Genomic DNA, 15,633 nt, shown 5'->3' with positions numbered 1-15,633 from the left:
CTTGCCAAGCACCGCGAGAACTTACTAGGATGTCCTAGTATTCGCCGCAGATCGTTTCTCGAGGGGCACGCTCATGACCACACAAATTCCGCACTTCATCGACGGCAAGCGCGCCGCAGGCACGTCCGGGCGCACCGCCGACGTGCTCAACCCCAGCACCGGTGAGGTGCAGGCTCAGGTCGCGATGGCCTCGTCGGCCGACGTCGACGCCGCCGTCGCCTCGGCGGTCGAGGCCCAGAAGGGCTGGGCCGCGTTCAACCCGCAGCGCCGCGCACGGGTGATGATGCGCTTCGTCGACCTGGTGAACCAGAACATGGACGAACTCGCCGAGCTGCTCTCCCTCGAGCACGGCAAGACCGTCGCCGACGCACGGGGCGACATTCAGCGCGGCGTCGAGGTCATCGAGTTCGCGATCGGCATCCCCCACCTGCTCAAGGGCGAGCACACCGAGAATGCAGGCGGCGGCATCGACGTCTACTCGCTGCGCCAGCCGCTCGGCGTCGTCGCGGGCATCACGCCGTTCAACTTCCCCGCGATGATCCCGCTGTGGAAGGCCGGCCCCGCGCTGGCGTGCGGCAACGCCTTCATCCTCAAGCCCTCCGAGCGCGACCCTTCGGTGCCGGTACGGCTGGCCGAGCTATTCCTCGAGGCAGGCCTGCCGCCCGGCGTCTTCCAGGTCGTGCAGGGCGACAAGGAGGCCGTCGACGCCATCCTGCACCACCCCGACATCCAGGCGGTGGGCTTCGTCGGCAGCTCCGACATCGCGCAGTACATCTATTCCACCGCGGCGGCAAATGGCAAGCGCGCCCAGTGTTTCGGTGGCGCCAAGAACCACATGATCATCATGCCGGACGCCGACCTCGACCAGGCGGTGGATGCTCTGATCGGCGCGGGTTACGGCAGTGCCGGCGAGCGGTGCATGGCCATCAGCGTCGCGGTGCCGGTCGGTGAGCAGACGGCAGAACGCCTGCGCGCCAGGCTGGTCGAGCGCGTCAACAACCTGCGGGTCGGCCACAGCCTCGACCCCAAGGCCGACTACGGCCCTCTGGTCACGGGCGCCGCGCTGGAGCGGGTCCGCGACTACATCGGCCAGGGCGTCGCCGCCGGCGCCGAGGCCGTGGTCGACGGCCGCGAGCGCGCCAGCGACGAGCTCACCTTCGGTGACGCGAACCTGGAGGGCGGCTACTTCATCGGGCCGACGCTGTTCGATCACGTCACCCCCGACATGTCGATCTACACCGACGAGATCTTCGGCCCGGTGCTGTGCATCGTGCGCGCACACGACTACGAAGAGGCGTTGCGGCTGCCGTCCGAGCACGAGTACGGCAACGGGGTGGCGATCTTCACCCGGGACGGCGACACCGCCCGCGACTTCGTGTCACGTGTGCAGGTCGGCATGGTCGGCGTGAACGTGCCGATCCCGGTGCCGGTCGCCTACCACAGCTTCGGTGGCTGGAAACGGTCCGGCTTCGGCGACCTCAACCAGCACGGCCCGTCGTCGATCATCTTCTACACCAAGGTCAAGACCGTGACGCAACGGTGGCCCTCGGGCATCAAGGATGGCGCCGAGTTCTCCATCCCGACGATGAAATAGGCCGATGGACTACTTCGGGCTCGCCGACGACGAGCGCGTGATCGCCGAGACGGCGGCCGCGTTCGCCGAGAAGCGCATCGCGCCTTACGCATTGGAGTGGGACGCCACCAAGCACTTCCCCACCGACGTGTTGCGTGAGGCGGCCGAACTCGGCATGGCGGCGATCTACTGTTCCGAGGACGTCGGCGGCAGTGGGCTGCGGCGCCTCGACGGTGTGCGGATCTTCGAACAGCTGGCCGCGGCCGACCCGACGGTCGCCGCGTTCCTGTCGATCCACAACATGTGCACGTGGATGGTCGACACCTACGGCACGCCCGAGCAGCGCAAGGCCCTGGTGCCGCGGCTGGCATCCATGGAGCTGATTGCCAGTTACTGCCTCACCGAGCCGGGCGCGGGATCCGATGCAAGTGCCCTGCGCACCAGGGCCGTTCGGGACGGTGACCACTACGTCCTCGATGGCGTCAAGCAGTTCATCTCCGGCGCGGGCGCGTCCGACGTGTACGTCGTCATGGCCCGCACCGGCGGTGAAGGGCCGCGCGGCATCTCGGCATTCGTGGTCGAGAAGGACACGCCGGGAGTCAGTTTCGGTGCCGACGAGCTCAAGATGGGCTGGAACGCGCAGCCAACCGCGCAGGTGGTTTTCGAGGGCGCGCGGGTGCCCCTCGACGCGATGCTGGGCGGCCACGAGGGTGAGGGCACCGGGTTCGGCATCGCGATGAACGGGCTCAACGGCGGGCGCATCAACATCGCGGCGTGCTCCCTTGGCGGCGCGCAGGCAGCCTACGACAAGGCGGTGGCCTACCTCGCCGACCGGCAGGCGTTCGGCATGACGCTGCTCGATGAGCCCACCATCCGATTCGCGCTCGCCGACATGGCCACCACGCTGGAGGCGTCGCGGAACATGTTGTGGCGCGCGGCGACTGCACTCGACGAGAACCATCCTCGCAAGGTCGAACTGTGCGCCATGGCCAAGCGCTACGTCACCGACGCATGCTATGACGTGGCGGATCAGGCGCTGCAGCTGCACGGCGGCTACGGCTACCTGCGCGAGTACGGGCTGGAGAAGATCGTCCGCGACCTCCGGGTACACCGCATCCTCGAGGGCACCAACGAAATCATGCGCGTGGTGGTGGGGCGGGCAGAAGCCGCCCGTGGCCGCGCGTCCGCGTAACACCAGGAAGGTTCTTCAATGACGACGATCGCATTCTTGGGGCTGGGCCACATGGGTGGCCCGATGGCGGCGAACCTGGTCGCGGGCGGTCTCACCGTTCGCGGGTTCGATCCGGTTCCCGACCTGAAGGCAGCAGCAGAGTCCAAGGGCGCCAAGGTATTCGACAGCGGCGCCGAGGCCGTCGCCGACGCCGACGTCGTGATCACGTCGCTGCCCAGCGGCGCCATCGTCAAGGCCTGCTATGCCGAGGTGCTGCCCGCCGCCAGGTCCGGCGCACTGTTCATCGACACTTCGACGATCTCGGTCCACGACGCCAGGGCCATCAACGCGCAGGCCGTCGAACATGGCTTCGCGCAGATCGACGCGCCGGTCTCCGGCGGTGTCAAGGGCGCGACGGCCGGCACACTGGCCTTCATGGTCGGCGGTGACGACGCCGCCGTGGAGCGCGCCAGGCCGGTGCTGGAACCCATGGCAGGCAAGATCATTCACTGCGGTGGCTCCGGCACAGGACAGAGCGCCAAGCTGTGCAACAACATGGTGCTCGCCGTGCAGCAGATCGCCATCGGAGAGGCCTTCGTCCTTGCCGAGAAGCTGGGGCTGTCGGCGCAGTCGCTGTTCGACGTGATCACCGGTGCCACCGGGAACTGCTGGGCCGTTCACACCAACTGTCCAGTGCCCGGGCCGGTTCCGACCTCACCGGCGAACAACGACTTCCAGCCGGGCTTCGCCACGGCCCTGATGAACAAGGATCTGGGGCTGGCGATGGACGCCGTCAGTTCGTCGGGTTCGTCGGCACCGCTCGGCAGCCACGCCGCCGAGATCTACGCGAAATTTGCCACCGACCACGCCGACAAGGACTTCAGCGCCGTCATCGAGATGATCCGCAACGGGTAGGACGCTCGTCAGCCGGCGTTGCGAAACTGCCAGCGGTGGTGCAACTGCTCACAACCCTGGCCCAGTAGTCCGTCGTAGTCCTTGCGCACCTCGACCGCACCGGGGAAGTCCTCGCCGTCGCCGGGGGCGAGCACTAGCGTCGGGAGCTTGGCTGCGGTCGCGGCGCGGAACCCACGTTTCGTTCCGACGACGGCCAGTGCGCTCTCCGGCCCGAGACCGAGCTCCCACAGCGCGTGCCCGTGCAGATCGGGTTCACGACCGGGGTGGGGCAGATCGTCGGGCGTCACGATCGTCTCGGCAATGCCTTCTCCGATCAGCTGCCGAACCAGCGGCTGGGCCCACCTGCGCGAGCCCGTACTGACGACCGCGACGGAGATACCGGCGAAGAACAAGCTGTTCACCAGCTCGTCCAGACCCGCGCGCGGCATGACGTCGGCATCCAGTACCGGCACCTCGAACAGGAAGTCCTCGGTCAATGCGCCGTCCAGATCGAAGATGACGGCCTTTAGGGGTTCGATGGCGGCGTCGGCCGGCCGTCCGGCGTCCCACCAGAACGTCCTCGCCTCTCGTGTAACCGGCATGGTGATCAGCGTGTCCTACGTCACACTCCCCCGACTCCCCCATTCGGGGGATTTGGGTAGTCATCTTCGTCTGCGTCTTGCGGTTAATCGGCGCCACCCAGACCTAGGGTGGGCGGATGGGCAGGAGCGAAGCGGGACCGGTCCGGCTCGTCCTGGTAGACGACCACGAGATGGTCATCGAGGGGCTCAAGGCAATGCTCGCGGCGTTCAGCGACCGGGTGGCGGTGGTGGGCCAGGCCGTCGGTGCCGAACGCGCTGCGCAGGTAGTCGACGAGCTGAACCCCGACATCGTGCTGTGCGACGTGCGGATGCAGGGGTCGAGCGGGCTGGATCTGTGCGCCGACCTGCGCAGCCGCGATCCCGACCGCAAGGTCGTGATGCTCTCGGTATACGACGATGAGCAGTACCTGTTCCAGGCGTTGCGGGTGGGCGCGTCGGGCTATCTGCTGAAGAGCATCAGCAGTGACGAACTGGTCCGCCAGCTCGAGTTCGTGCATGGCGGGGAGACGGCGATCGACCCCGGCATGGCGGTCCGTGCCGTCGACACCGCGGCCCGCCTGCAGCGCGACGAGTTCTGGCCTGGGGCCCGGCAGGGGCTGACGCAGCGCGAGAGCGAAATCCTGTCCTACGTGGTCAACGGACTATCCAACCGCGGCATCGCCACGAAGTTGGTGATCGGCGACGAGACGGTGAAGAGCCATCTGCGGTCGATCTACCGCAAGTTGGGCGTCAGCGACCGCACCGGCGCCGTGGCGACGGCCCTGCGTGAAGGGATCTACCAGTGAGCCCGCTCAAGCCCAATGCAGTGCGCGACCTCGTCGACGCCGACCGCGAGCTGGCACTGCTGCGTGAACTGATCCAGGCGGCGTCCAGCGGTCCCGGCGTGGAGCCGCTCGCGGCCGCTGCGGCCCGGATGATCACGGCGGCCACCACCACCGACGTCTGCTTCGTGCACGTGCTCGACGACACCGAACGATCCCTGACCCTGACGGGGGCGACGCCGCCGTTCGACCGCGAGGTCGGCAAGATCCGGCTGCCGTTGGGTCAGGGCGTGTCCGGCTGGGTGGCCCGACACCGTCAGCCCGTCGTGATCATCGAGGACAAGGAATCCGATCCCCGCTACATGCCGTTCGAGTCGCTGCGCGGGTCCGACTTCACCTCGATGGTGTCGGTGCCGATGGAGACCGACCCCGGCGGGCTGGTCGGCGTGCTCAACGTGCACACCGTCGATCGGCGCGAGTTCGCCGACCGCGACGTCCAATTGCTGCTCGTCATCGGCAGACTGATCGCAGGCGCCATGCATCAGGCGCGGTTGCACCGGCAACTGGTGGCCCGCGAACGCGCCCACGAGAACTTCGTCGAGCAGGTGATCGAGGCCCAGGAACTCGAGCGGCGCCGGCTCGCCGGCGACATCCACGACGGCATCTCGCAGCGGCTCGTCACGCTGTCCTACCGATTGGATGCCGCCAGCCGTGCGGTGGGCGGCGATGACCGCCTGGCCGCCGAGCAGCTCGGGATGGCCAGGGAGCTGGTGGACCTGACGCTGCAGGAGGCCCGCGCCGCGATCGGTGGGCTGCGGCCTCCCGTGCTCGACGACCTCGGCTTGGCAGGCGGGCTGGCCAGCCTGGCCCGCTCGATCCCGCAGGTCGAGATCGACGTCGAACTCGCGGACACCCGGGTGCCCGATCACATCGAGATCGCGCTGTACCGGATCGCGCAGGAATGCCTGCAGAACGTCGTCAAGCATGCACGCGCCACCAACGCGCGGTTGACGTTCTCGGTCGGCACGGAAGAGTCGGGCGACATCGCGCGTCTCGAAATCGTCGACAACGGTGTGGGTTTCGACACCTTCGAGCATCCGCTGGGCAGCGACGAGATGGGTGGCTACGGCCTGCTGTCCATGGCTGAACGGGCCGAGATCGTCGGCGGCAGGCTCAACATCCGGTCACGTCCGGGAGAGGGCACGGCCGTGACGGCGACGATCCCGCTGCCCTCGACCGCGCGTAGTTAGAAGTCGCCGGCGTGGCGGCGCAGCGATTGAATGGCGGCGGCGAGCGCCCGCGAATCGGATTCCGACATTCCGACGTCGGCGAACACCTCGTTGTTGAGCGTCACCGTCGCGTCCTCGACCGTGGAGCGGCCGAGATCGGTCAGCCGGACCAGCGTCGTGCGGCCGTCGGTCGGATGCGGTATGCGTTCCACCAGCCCGTCGCTCTCGAGCCGGCGGATGGCGTGCGTGACGCTGGTGACGTGCACCTGCAGCCGGTCGGATGCCTTGGTGATCGGCAGCGCGCCGCGGCTGCTGAACGCCAGCAGCCGCAACAACTCGTACCGGGAGAAGCTCAGGTCGTAGGGCCGAAGTGCGGTCTCTACGCGGGCCAGCAGGATCTGGTGCGCCCGCATCACCGACGTCACCGCCACCATGCCCTCGGCGACGTCACCCCACCCCGAGCCCTCCCAATTCTCGCGCGCCAGCGCGATGGGGTCACGCTTGGCGGGCTCTGAGGGCACGCTCCTTCATACCGCACGCGGCGTCGCCGCCGCGAGTACGGCGCGCGACGACTGGCGGTTGCCGACGGTGATGCGCACGCCGCCATCGGCATAGCTGCGCACCCGCAGGTCCGTGCCCGCGAAGACGTCGTTCCACGGACGTCCCCCCGCGGGCAGGTAGACGAAGTTGGCATGCGTGTCGGTGCTGTACACGCCCATCGCGGCGAGCCGGGCCCGAAGATAGCGCCCCTCGGCGGAGATCACCCGGATGCGTTGGGTGAGTTCGGCTTCCGCATCATAGGATGCGGCGACGGCAACCAGCCCCGTGACGCCCATGCCGAACGGCAGCTGCATGGCCCACAACCGCTGAGCCAGCTCGGCCGCACAGAATCCGTATCCGATCCGCATTCCCGCCAACCCGTACGCCTTCGAGAACGTCCGCACCACCACGACATTGGGAAACCGTGCGACCAATGCGGGAGCGTCGATTCGGTGTTCGGGCGCGAGGAACTCCACGTACGCCTCGTCGAGCAGCACCACGGCGTCGGGCGGGACGCGCCGCAGGAACCGCTCGACGTCGTCGGCCGACTCGATGGTGCCGGTGGGGTTGTGCGGCCGGCACAGCACCACCACGCGCGCGTCCGCGGCGGCGTCGGCCATCGCGTCGAGGTCGTGGTGGCCGTGCCGGTCGAGCGCAACGGTCACCGCTCTCAGCCGGGCCATCTGTGCGAAGATCGGGTAGCCGTCGAACGTCGGTGACGTCATCACGATCGCGTCGCCGGGACTGGTCACCGCATGCAGCACCTGCATCACCACACCGGTTGCGCCCGCGCCGATCACCACCTGCTCGGCATGCACCCCGACGCGTGCGGCGATGAGCGACCGCATCCGCTCCGGCAGGAACTCCGGGTAGCGGTTGGCGGCGTCGATGGACGCGGTCAGCGCCGAGCGCACCGACGGCAACGGGGGGAATGGATTCTCGTTGAGCGACAACGCAAGTGGGTTCACGGCCTCGGGTAGGGCGTCGACCGCGTCGGACAGCGCCAGGTGCATGGTCATTCGGTGCGTCCGCCCCACTGAACCGCTGCGGCTCCCGCGAAGTCACCGGCGTGCGCGAACGCCGCCATCAGCACCACGTCACCCTTCTTGAGCCGGCCGTCGGCGATGGCGCGGTCCAGGTTGACCGGGATGCCGGCGGCGAACAGGTTGCCGCAGTCGTCGAAGGTGTCGACGTGGCGCTCGGCGGGCAACTCCAACGCGTCGCGCCAGTTGCGCAGGAAGACGCGGTTGGGCTGATTGGTGACCAGCAGGTCGAGATCCCTTGGCTTACGGCCGATTCGGTCGCAGACCGCGTACGACACCTCGGGCACCTGACGGTTGCCCCGCGCCAGCACCTTGGTGATCTTGGCGTCGGTGAACCCGATGGACGCCTCGCCGGGTCCGGCCTGCCACCATTTGCGTGGCGGGTCGATCGCCAGCGTCATGTCACCGGCGAACTCGCCGAAGGTTCGGCATTCGACGTCGAGGATCGGCGATTCGTCCGACAACGTGACCAGGCCTACGGCGGCACCGTCGCCCGGCACCGCGGCCTGTGCCTTGCGCCGCACGGTCGGCTGATCGAACGCGGTCCCCGCGGAATTCTGCGCGACGGCGATCAGCGCCGTGCGGCCCTCTCCGGAGCTCAGCAGGTTGCGCGCCAGCTTCAGCCCAAGCACGAAGGCCGCGCACCCGCCGTTGTGCAGATCGATCACCCAATTCGGTTTCATGCCAAGGCGATGCGCCATGCCCCCGCCGCCACCGTAGAAGGGCATGTCCGGCATCTGGCTGTGAGTGATCAACACGTCCACGTCCGCGATGGCGTCCTGGCCGTGACGTTCCACCAGTCCGGCCGCGGCACGCTCGACCATGTCGATCGCCGTCTCGTCGGGTGCAACGTGATGACGGAACCGGGGCGCCCGGAACATCAGGTTGTCGCGGAGGTCGTCGGAATCGGCGAATTGCGCGTAGTAGTCGGCGCTGATCGGCCTGCCGGGGAGGTAGGTCGAGACGTCGATCAGGCTCACGGCGGGCGGGAGCGCAGCGACTTGGGGGGTTGTCTCGGTCATGCGGTTCTCATCCCATCCAGGCCGGGGTGACCGGCAGGCCGTTGCGGTGCCGGTACTCGGCAATTGCCTTGAGGTTCTTCAACTCCAGCTCGTGCCCTGCGCCGAACATGTCCCAGAAGTCGCCAACCCACACCGGGCGTTGTGGTGGCGCCGTGTCCGGGTAGGGGTTGTGGTCGTAGAACGGGTGATGGCAGTTGGTCCACAGCACCACCGAACCGGGCTTGTCGAGCACGACCTGCGCGTCCACCACCCGCATCAGGTACACCATCCACAGGTGCTTGCCCTGATCCCACGCGCAGTGGTAGTCGACGGTCCTGGCTTCGCGGTTGGCGACGGTCCGCGTGTAGATCTCGGTCTCCGACCCCAGCCGGTCGTACGCCAGCCACAGGCCGGGCTGTTCGGTTGGCGTGAACCCGCGCAGGCTGTAGGTCCACTCCTCGAGACTTCGCGTGTCCGACAGGTAGTCGAACAGTTCGTCGGGCGGACAGTCGACGTAGTCGTTGACGGTGCAGTACTGGCCGAACACCTGATCGTGCGGATACACCGACCGCATCATCTCCATGATGATCGGCGTGGCCTTCTCACGCGGCGCAGTCTCGATCCGAATCACGCCGTCGATGGGTTCGTGATTGCCGGTGTGGGTGGTTATGTCGTCAAGCGCGGGCAGCGACATCGGGCATCATCTCCTCGTTGATCGAAAGGTCTTGGGCGGCATCGATGAACGGTGCGAACGGCGGCATCTCGTCGGCAGAGCATTCGACGCTCACCACCGACGGCCCATCATGGGTGAGCGCTTCACGAAGGGCTCCCGGCAATTGGTCGACGTCGGCGACGTCGACGGACGGCAGCCCGGGGAACATCGCGGCCAGGCCGGCGCCGAGGCGGCTCGGGGTGAACCGGTTGTAGCTGTACCGATCGCCGTAGAACAGCTGCTCACGGGTGACGCACATGGCGTGGGCGTTGTTGTTGAACAACACCACCGTGAGCGGCAGGCCGTACTGGATGGCGGTGTGTAATTCCATGCCGTGCATGAAGAACGAGCCGTCACCCGCGATCACCACGGTGCGGCGGGTCGGCCCTGGCCTCTTCGACCGCGCGAAGCAGACGCCCATCGCGGCGCCGAAGCTGTAGCCCATGCCGCCCATGCCGAGCGCCACGACGAACCGCCCCGACCGCCGTACGGGTAGGTAGTGGATGGCTGCCGCGCCCGTGTTGCCCGCATCGACCACCACGTCCACTCCGTCGGGCAGCGCCTGGTCGAGCACGCCCATCGCGTCGCGGTAGCCGATGCCGGGTCCCTCGTGGGTGGGCAGCGGTAACTCGCCGTACGGCAGCGGTTCTGCCACCCGCAGTCCGGGCGGCCGGCCATGCCCGCTCAGTGCTTCGGTCAGCTGCGGCAATGACACCCGCAGGTCGTCGGAGTGGACGTGCGTGGCGGCCGGGTAGGGAATTTCGGCACCGATCGACACCACGCGGACCCGGCCGAGCGCGTCGTCGAGGCCGGCGCGGGCCGTGACGGGCAGCCGGGTGCCGATCAGCAGGCACACAGCACTGGAGGCCACCGCATCGGCGACGCCGGGATGCCCCATCACACCGGTGACGCCGAGCGACGACGAGGCGCCGAGGCCCGGCGAGCCACTGACGTCCTTGGCGTCGGGAACCGTCGCCACCCATGCCCGCAGCGCGGCGCGCAGGCCCTCGAGTTCGGCGCGCGCATCGTCGCGGGCGACCTGATCGCCTGCGATGATCGTCACCGGCCCAAGCGCGCGGTGCAGTTCGTCGAGGATCGGCTGCGGATCGTCGGTACGGTCATCGAGCTCGGCTGGATCGACGTACCCATCGACCGGCTTGTCGATGAGCCCCTGCTGGATGTCCTTGGGCAGCAACAGGACCGCGGGACCACCGGTGCGGGCGGCGGCGATAGCCTCTTGCAGCGCCGCGACGATGTCAGTCGGTGTCAGCACCCGCCTGCAGTACACCGAGACCGCGGAAAACAGCGCGTGGGCGTCGAGTGAACCGCCTTCACCGCTGGTGTCCTGGAAGCTGCCCCTGCCGTCGAGCGCCGTCGGCGCCTGGCCCACCAGCGCGAGAACGGGAATCCTGCTGGTGAACGACTCCCCGAGTCCCGCAACCAAGTTCAGCGATCCGCCGCCGGAGGTCGCCACGACGACCCCGAGGTCGGCGGTGGCGCGGCTGAACCCGTCGGCCATGGTCGCCGCCGAGAATTCGTGTTTGGCCAGCACGGCGGTGATTCCGTCGCAGTAGTGCGCCGCGTCGTAGAGGTCCTCGACATTGGCGCCGTCGACGCCGAAGAAGTGACTCACTCCCTGCGTGACGAGGCTTTCGACCACGTGGTCGACGACCCGATACCTGCTGGCCATTGCTCACCTGCTTCCCGCTCCTCCTAGTGACACGACGGGCGTGGCACGCGGGTTCACCGCAGGCGTGAACTCATATCTTGCGTTCGAGCAGAACCTTCCCGTTGTCTGCCGAAACCAGTTGAACAGCAGCGATTTCGGTGGCAGGCATGGGCGTGTTTCCGCTCGGTAGCGCGGTTGCGCCCGAGAGGCCCAGCCAGGTCGCGATCTGCGTGTGACTTCCGTCACGGCCCACGACCACCATGCCGAGGTTGCTTGGCGTCGCGCCACCGCCGCCCGACCACTGGCCGTACGTGCAGGCCATGTCGATGCGGGTGCCCCAGGCGAAGCTGTTCAACGCGACGGTGGCGCTGAACGGGGTCGGAACGAGCTTGTCCATCGGCAATTCCTGCGCCGTCTGCTGCTCGTCGCCGTTCTGCAGGCCCACGATGCCGGGCCGCACGGCGATGACCAATCCGACGGCCAGCAGCGCCGCAGCCAGCCCGACGGCGGCCGACGTCAGCCACCGCGCCCGGCGCCTGCGCCACCGCACCTTGTCCAGTACGGAATCCAGCACCTCGGGCCGCAACGGCGGAGGCTCGGGCTGCGCACCCTGCAGCGCACGGACGTCCTCGACGTCGAGCATCGCCAGCAGTGCGGGCATGCCGCTGAGGTCCGCGACCGCCGCCCGGCACCGATCGCACGTCTCGAGGTGTGCCTCGTATTCGCGGCGCTCGGCGCTCGACAGCGAACCCAGCACGTATGCCGCGTCCCATGTCGCATAGCGGTCGCCGTCGACCGATTCCAAGCCACGGGATTCACCTGACTGTGTCACCGTGTCACCCCCATTTCCTGCAAATTTAGGCGCAAGGCACGCACTGCGTAGTGCAGTCGCGACTTCACCGTGCCCTCGGCGATCTGCAAGTCGGCAGCCACCTGTGCCAGGCTCCAGCCCTGGTAATAGGCGCGCAAGATCACCGCTCGATGATCCTCCGAAAGTTCGCTCATCGCGTTGCCGAGCAAAAGTTTGTCGAGCGCGCTGTCCACTTCGTCGGGCCCCGCATGATCCGCCACCGACTCCACGTCGCCCGTCTGCGTCTCGTTGCGGTACCGCGCGCTGCGGCGTTCGTCGATGATGAGGTTGCGCGCGACGGTGAACAGCCACGCCCGCGGTGATCGTTCGGCGGTGCCGTTCGTGTGGGCGCTCGGGTGCAGACCATCGGGCTGATGGCGCCACGCGCGCAGCAGGGTCTCCTGCACCACGTCCTCGGCGCGGGCGGCATCACCCGTCAAGCGAAGGACATACCGCCAGAGCGCCCCTGCGTGCTCGTCGTACAGCACCCGCATCATGGCGGCCTCCGGATCGTCCATACCCACCCTCCGTCTGATACACGCTGCACAGGGACGCGAAGTTCAGTACTTCCACAGCAATGGGGCGACGCGCGTCTGCCAACCAGTGTCTCTCGCCGCGCGGGCAGGGTGCCGAAACGGCAGGCGGAACACCCAAGAGCTTTGGTCAGAGGGTGAGGATCCGGGGCCCATCCTCGGTCGCGGCGACCGTGTGCTCCCAGTGCGCCGCGCGCGATCCGTCGGCGGTGACGACCGTCCATTCGTCGTCGAGCACGTTCGTCTTGGTGGTACCGAGTGTGAGCATCGGTTCGATGGCCAGCACCGAGCCCGGCGCCAGGTAGGGCCCGCGGCCCGGTGCGCCCTCGTTGGCCAGGAAGGGATCCATGTGCATCTGACGGCCGATGCCGTGCCCGCCGTAGCCTGCGACTATCCCGAAGGCGCGGCCGTAGCGTTGCTCCGCGGCGCGGGTCTCGGTCTCGATGGCGTGCGAAACGTCGGTCAACCGGTTGCCGGGCACCATGGCGGCGATGCCGGCCTCCATCGACTCACGGGTGGCCTTCGAGAGGTTCACGTCAGCGTCGATCAGGTCACCGATGCCGAACGTCACCGCCGAGTCGCCGTGCCAGTCGTCGAGGATCGCCCCGCAGTCGATGGACACCAGATCACCCGCGGCCAGCACTTCGGTGGCCGACGGGATGCCGTGCACGACGCGGTCGTTCACCGACGAGCAGATGCTGGCCGGGAAGCCGTGGTACCCGAGGAACGATGGAATGCCGCCGCCGTCGCGGATGACGGCTTCGGCAATGGCGTCGAGGTCCTTCGTGGAGACACCCGGTACCGCGGCGGCTTGGACGGCGCGCAGTGCTGCCGCGACGAGCGCACCCGCGGCGGCCATGGCATCGAGCTCGTCGCTCGTGCGCTGGGCGACGACCTTGCGCCCACGCAGACTGGGCAGGCCGATCATCGGCTACTTACCGAGCGCACGCAGGGCGCGGGCGAACACCTCGTCCAGCGAGCCGATGGCGTCGACGGTCTTGAGCTCATCGGAGTAGTAGTCCAGCAGCGGAGCGGTTTCGTCGCGGTAGACCTTCATGCGGTTGAGGATGACGTCGTCCGTGTCGTCGGCCCGGCCGCGGCTCTTGAGGCGACTGAGCAGCTCGTCCTCGGAAACCCGAAACTCCAGCACCGCGTCGAGCTTGGTGTTGCGCTTGGCGAGCATGTCGCGCAGCGCCTCGGCCTGCTCCACCGAGCGGGGGAAGCCGTCGAGGATGAAGCCGTCGGCGGCGTCCGCGTCATCGATGCGGTCGTCGACCAGCGCGTTGGTCAACGTGGCGGGAACGAGGTCACCGGCATCGAGGTACTTCTTGGCCTCGAGGCCCAGTTCCGTTTCATTGGTGATGTTGTGGCGGAAGAGATCACCCGTCGAGATGTGCGGAATGCCGAGCTTCTCGGCCAGCTTCTCCGCCTGTGTGCCCTTGCCCGCGCCCGGCGGTCCCAGCAAAACGATTCTCACTTGAGGAACCCTTCGTAGTTGCGCTGCATCAGCTGGCTCTCGATTTGTTTCACGGTGTCAAGACCCACGCCGATCATGATCAGCACCGCGGTGCCACCGAACGGCAGGTTCTGTACCGCGCCGGTGTTGCCGATTTCGAGGAACAGGTTCGGGAGCACGGCGATCACGCCGAGATAGATCGAACCGGGAAGCGTGATGCGGCTCAACACGTAACGCAGGTAGTCGGCGGTCGGCTTGCCAGGGCGGATGCCCGGGATGAAGCCACCGAACTTGCGCATCTCGTCGGCCCGCTCGTCGGGGTTGAACGTGATGGACACGTAGAAGTACGTGAAGAAGATGATCAGGGCGAAGTAGACGCCGATGTAGACCGGGCTGGCGGGGTTGGTCAGGTAGTTCGCGACGAACTTCTCCCACCAGCCCGTCCCCTGACTGGTGCTGCCGCTCTTGATCAGCTGGGTGATCAGCTGCGGGATGTAGATGAGCGACGAGGCGAAGATGACGGGGATGACGCCGGCCTGGTTCACCTTCAGCGGCAGATAGGTCGACGTGCCGCCGTACATGCGGCGCCCGACCATGCGCTTGGCGTACTGCACCGGGATGCGGCGTTGGCCCTGCTCGACGAACACGACGCCGATGATGATGATCAGGGCTGCGACGCAGACCGCGGTGAACACGACGCCGCCGCGGCTGTCGAGGATGGTCTTGCCCTCGGAGGGGATGCGGGCGGCGATGCCAGCGAAGATCAGCAGCGACATGCCGTTGCCGATGCCACGCTCGGTGACCAGCTCGCCCATCCACATCACCAGGCCGGCACCGGCCGTCAGCACCAGCACGATGACGACGAGCGTGAAGATGCCCGAGTCCTGGATGATGTCCAGCGAGCAGCCCTGCAGCAGGCCACCGTTGGCGGCCAACGCCACGATGGACGTGCCCTGCAGGAGTGCCAGAGCTATCGCCAGGTAGCGGGTGTACTGCGTCATCTTGGCCTGGCCGGATTGGCCTTCCTTGCGCAGCTGTTCGAAGCGCGGAATCACCACCGTGAGCAGCTGAACGATGATGCTGGCGGTGATGTAGGGCATGACGCCGACCGCGAACACCGACAGCTGCAGCAGCGCGCCGCCGGAGAACAGGTTGATCAGCGAGTAGATCTGCGCCGAGTCACCACCGCTGACCTGCTCGATGCACTTCTGCACGTTGGGGTAGTTCACCCCTGGGGAAGGCAGCGTTGCGCCGGCGCGGTACACGATCACGATCCCGAGGGTGAAGAGGATCTTGCGCCTCAGGTCGGCCGTCCGCAGCGACGAGATGAAAGCCGAAAGCACTCTTCCTCCTGCGCAGCCGAGCACTTGTCGCGGCGTGCCAATGGGGCTGGTCCTACCAGCGTGTGGTCAAGTCGTGCGCGGTTGTCCCGCCGGTTCGCAGGCATGCCTGCAACCAGCAATGTCGCGCGTCAAACAGTCTACGAGAGTAACAGCCACCACCGGTCGAACCCCCATCCGATCAGGGTGACCGCGGTCCAATCGGGTCTTCAGGTTGGAAGCGTACAGTCGGCCAAGCTCGTTATACCTACTAACTAAT

Annotated in this window: 16 protein-coding genes; 5 read left to right on the top strand and 11 right to left on the bottom strand. The window is 67.4% G+C overall.

Annotation, left to right across the window (positions count from 1 at the left end; translation table 11 throughout):
* Positions 1-73 precede the first annotated feature (73 nt).
* From N536_RS0123455 to mmsB, 3 genes are read left to right on the top strand one after another with little or no spacing between them, the layout of a single operon-like run.
* The gene (locus tag N536_RS0123455; protein ID WP_029115841.1) at positions 74-1,594 is read left to right on the top strand and encodes a CoA-acylating methylmalonate-semialdehyde dehydrogenase; all 1,521 of its coding nucleotides are present in this window, start codon (positions 74-76) and stop codon (positions 1,592-1,594) included.
* Positions 1,595-1,598: 4 nt separating this feature from the next.
* A complete protein-coding gene (locus tag N536_RS0123450; RefSeq protein ID WP_029115840.1) occupies positions 1,599-2,765 on the top strand; it encodes an acyl-CoA dehydrogenase family protein in 1,167 nt (388 codons plus the stop codon).
* Positions 2,766-2,783: 18 nt separating this feature from the next.
* On the top strand, positions 2,784-3,659 hold the full coding sequence (gene mmsB, locus N536_RS0123445; protein WP_029115839.1) for a 3-hydroxyisobutyrate dehydrogenase: 876 nt from the start codon (positions 2,784-2,786) through the stop codon (positions 3,657-3,659).
* Between the two features lie 8 nt (positions 3,660-3,667).
* Here the strand turns inward: mmsB and N536_RS39270 are convergent, their stop codons facing one another.
* Positions 3,668-4,240 (bottom strand): HAD family hydrolase, encoded by a 573-nt coding sequence (locus tag N536_RS39270; protein ID WP_036437356.1) that lies wholly within the window; start codon positions 4,238-4,240, stop codon positions 3,668-3,670.
* A gap of 116 nt (positions 4,241-4,356) precedes the next feature.
* On the opposite strand from N536_RS39270, the gene N536_RS0123435 reads away from it, so the two are divergent.
* Together N536_RS0123435 and N536_RS0123430 are read left to right on the top strand one after the other, a co-directional pair.
* On the top strand, positions 4,357-5,025 hold the full coding sequence (locus tag N536_RS0123435) for a response regulator transcription factor (RefSeq protein WP_029115838.1): 669 nt from the start codon (positions 4,357-4,359) through the stop codon (positions 5,023-5,025).
* Positions 5,022-6,251, top strand: coding sequence for a GAF domain-containing sensor histidine kinase (locus tag N536_RS0123430; protein ID WP_029115837.1), 1,230 nt, complete (start codon positions 5,022-5,024; stop codon positions 6,249-6,251). Before N536_RS0123435 ends, N536_RS0123430 begins: the two co-directional genes overlap by 4 nt.
* Here N536_RS0123430 and N536_RS0123425 read toward each other — a convergent pair.
* The 10 genes from N536_RS0123425 to secY form a co-directional block, all read right to left on the bottom strand.
* On the bottom strand, positions 6,248-6,751 hold the full coding sequence (locus N536_RS0123425) for a MarR family winged helix-turn-helix transcriptional regulator (RefSeq protein WP_029115836.1): 504 nt from the start codon (positions 6,749-6,751) through the stop codon (positions 6,248-6,250). The genes N536_RS0123430 and N536_RS0123425 overlap by 4 nt on opposite strands.
* Positions 6,752-6,757: 6 nt before the next feature.
* The gene (locus N536_RS0123420) at positions 6,758-7,789 is read right to left on the bottom strand and encodes a histidinol-phosphate transaminase (protein ID WP_029115835.1); all 1,032 of its coding nucleotides are present in this window, start codon (positions 7,787-7,789) and stop codon (positions 6,758-6,760) included.
* Complete coding sequence (locus tag N536_RS0123415) at positions 7,786-8,835, bottom strand: 3-oxoacyl-ACP synthase III family protein (protein WP_051574716.1); 1,050 nt, start codon at positions 8,833-8,835, stop codon at positions 7,786-7,788. Before N536_RS0123415 ends, N536_RS0123420 begins: the two co-directional genes overlap by 4 nt.
* A gap of 7 nt (positions 8,836-8,842) precedes the next feature.
* Positions 8,843-9,508, bottom strand: a complete 666-nt coding sequence (locus N536_RS0123410; protein ID WP_029115833.1) for a hypothetical protein — start codon at positions 9,506-9,508, stop codon at positions 8,843-8,845.
* Positions 9,489-11,216 carry a thiamine pyrophosphate-binding protein gene (locus N536_RS0123405; protein ID WP_029115832.1) on the bottom strand — a complete coding sequence of 576 codons (1,728 nt, stop codon included), beginning with the start codon at positions 11,214-11,216 and terminating at the stop codon, positions 9,489-9,491. Before N536_RS0123405 ends, N536_RS0123410 begins: the two co-directional genes overlap by 20 nt.
* Positions 11,217-11,286: 70 nt before the next feature.
* A complete protein-coding gene (locus N536_RS0123400) occupies positions 11,287-12,027 on the bottom strand; it encodes an anti-sigma factor (protein WP_029115831.1) in 741 nt (246 codons plus the stop codon).
* Positions 12,024-12,563 carry a sigma-70 family RNA polymerase sigma factor gene (locus tag N536_RS0123395; protein ID WP_029115830.1) on the bottom strand — a complete coding sequence of 180 codons (540 nt, stop codon included), beginning with the start codon at positions 12,561-12,563 and terminating at the stop codon, positions 12,024-12,026. The genes N536_RS0123400 and N536_RS0123395 overlap by 4 nt, the downstream gene beginning before the upstream one ends.
* A gap of 145 nt (positions 12,564-12,708) precedes the next feature.
* A complete protein-coding gene (map, locus tag N536_RS0123390) occupies positions 12,709-13,506 on the bottom strand; it encodes a type I methionyl aminopeptidase (RefSeq protein WP_029115829.1) in 798 nt (265 codons plus the stop codon).
* A gap of 3 nt (positions 13,507-13,509) precedes the next feature.
* Complete coding sequence (locus N536_RS0123385; RefSeq protein WP_029115828.1) at positions 13,510-14,055, bottom strand: adenylate kinase; 546 nt, start codon at positions 14,053-14,055, stop codon at positions 13,510-13,512.
* A complete protein-coding gene (gene secY / locus N536_RS0123380) occupies positions 14,052-15,377 on the bottom strand; it encodes a preprotein translocase subunit SecY (RefSeq protein WP_029115827.1) in 1,326 nt (441 codons plus the stop codon). Before secY ends, N536_RS0123385 begins: the two co-directional genes overlap by 4 nt.
* Positions 15,378-15,633 lie beyond the last annotated feature (256 nt).

It is taken from the genome of Mycobacterium sp. URHB0044 (genome assembly GCF_000620625.1).
GTDB lineage: Bacteria > Actinomycetota > Actinomycetes > Mycobacteriales > Mycobacteriaceae > Mycobacterium.
The sequence above is the reverse complement of the archived record's forward strand: the minus strand, read 5'-3'. Positions and strand labels throughout refer to the sequence as shown.

Coding starts and splice junctions, on each gene's coding strand:
- N536_RS0123415 (WP_051574716.1), bottom strand. CDS start 8,835: ATGACCGAGACAACCCCCCAAGTCGCTGCGCTCCCGCCCGCCGTGAGC.
- mmsB (WP_029115839.1), top strand. CDS start 2,784: ATGACGACGATCGCATTCTTGGGGCTGGGCCACATGGGTGGCCCGATG.
- N536_RS0123450 (WP_029115840.1), top strand. CDS start 1,599: ATGGACTACTTCGGGCTCGCCGACGACGAGCGCGTGATCGCCGAGACG.
- N536_RS0123455 (WP_029115841.1), top strand. CDS start 74: ATGACCACACAAATTCCGCACTTCATCGACGGCAAGCGCGCCGCAGGC.
- N536_RS0123410 (WP_029115833.1), bottom strand. CDS start 9,508: ATGTCGCTGCCCGCGCTTGACGACATAACCACCCACACCGGCAATCAC.
- N536_RS0123435 (WP_029115838.1), top strand. CDS start 4,357: ATGGGCAGGAGCGAAGCGGGACCGGTCCGGCTCGTCCTGGTAGACGAC.
- map (WP_029115829.1), bottom strand. CDS start 13,506: ATGATCGGCCTGCCCAGTCTGCGTGGGCGCAAGGTCGTCGCCCAGCGC.
- N536_RS0123395 (WP_029115830.1), bottom strand. CDS start 12,563: ATGGACGATCCGGAGGCCGCCATGATGCGGGTGCTGTACGACGAGCAC.
- N536_RS0123405 (WP_029115832.1), bottom strand. CDS start 11,216: ATGGCCAGCAGGTATCGGGTCGTCGACCACGTGGTCGAAAGCCTCGTC.
- N536_RS0123420 (WP_029115835.1), bottom strand. CDS start 7,789: ATGACCATGCACCTGGCGCTGTCCGACGCGGTCGACGCCCTACCCGAG.
- N536_RS39270 (WP_036437356.1), bottom strand. CDS start 4,240: ATGCCGGTTACACGAGAGGCGAGGACGTTCTGGTGGGACGCCGGACGG.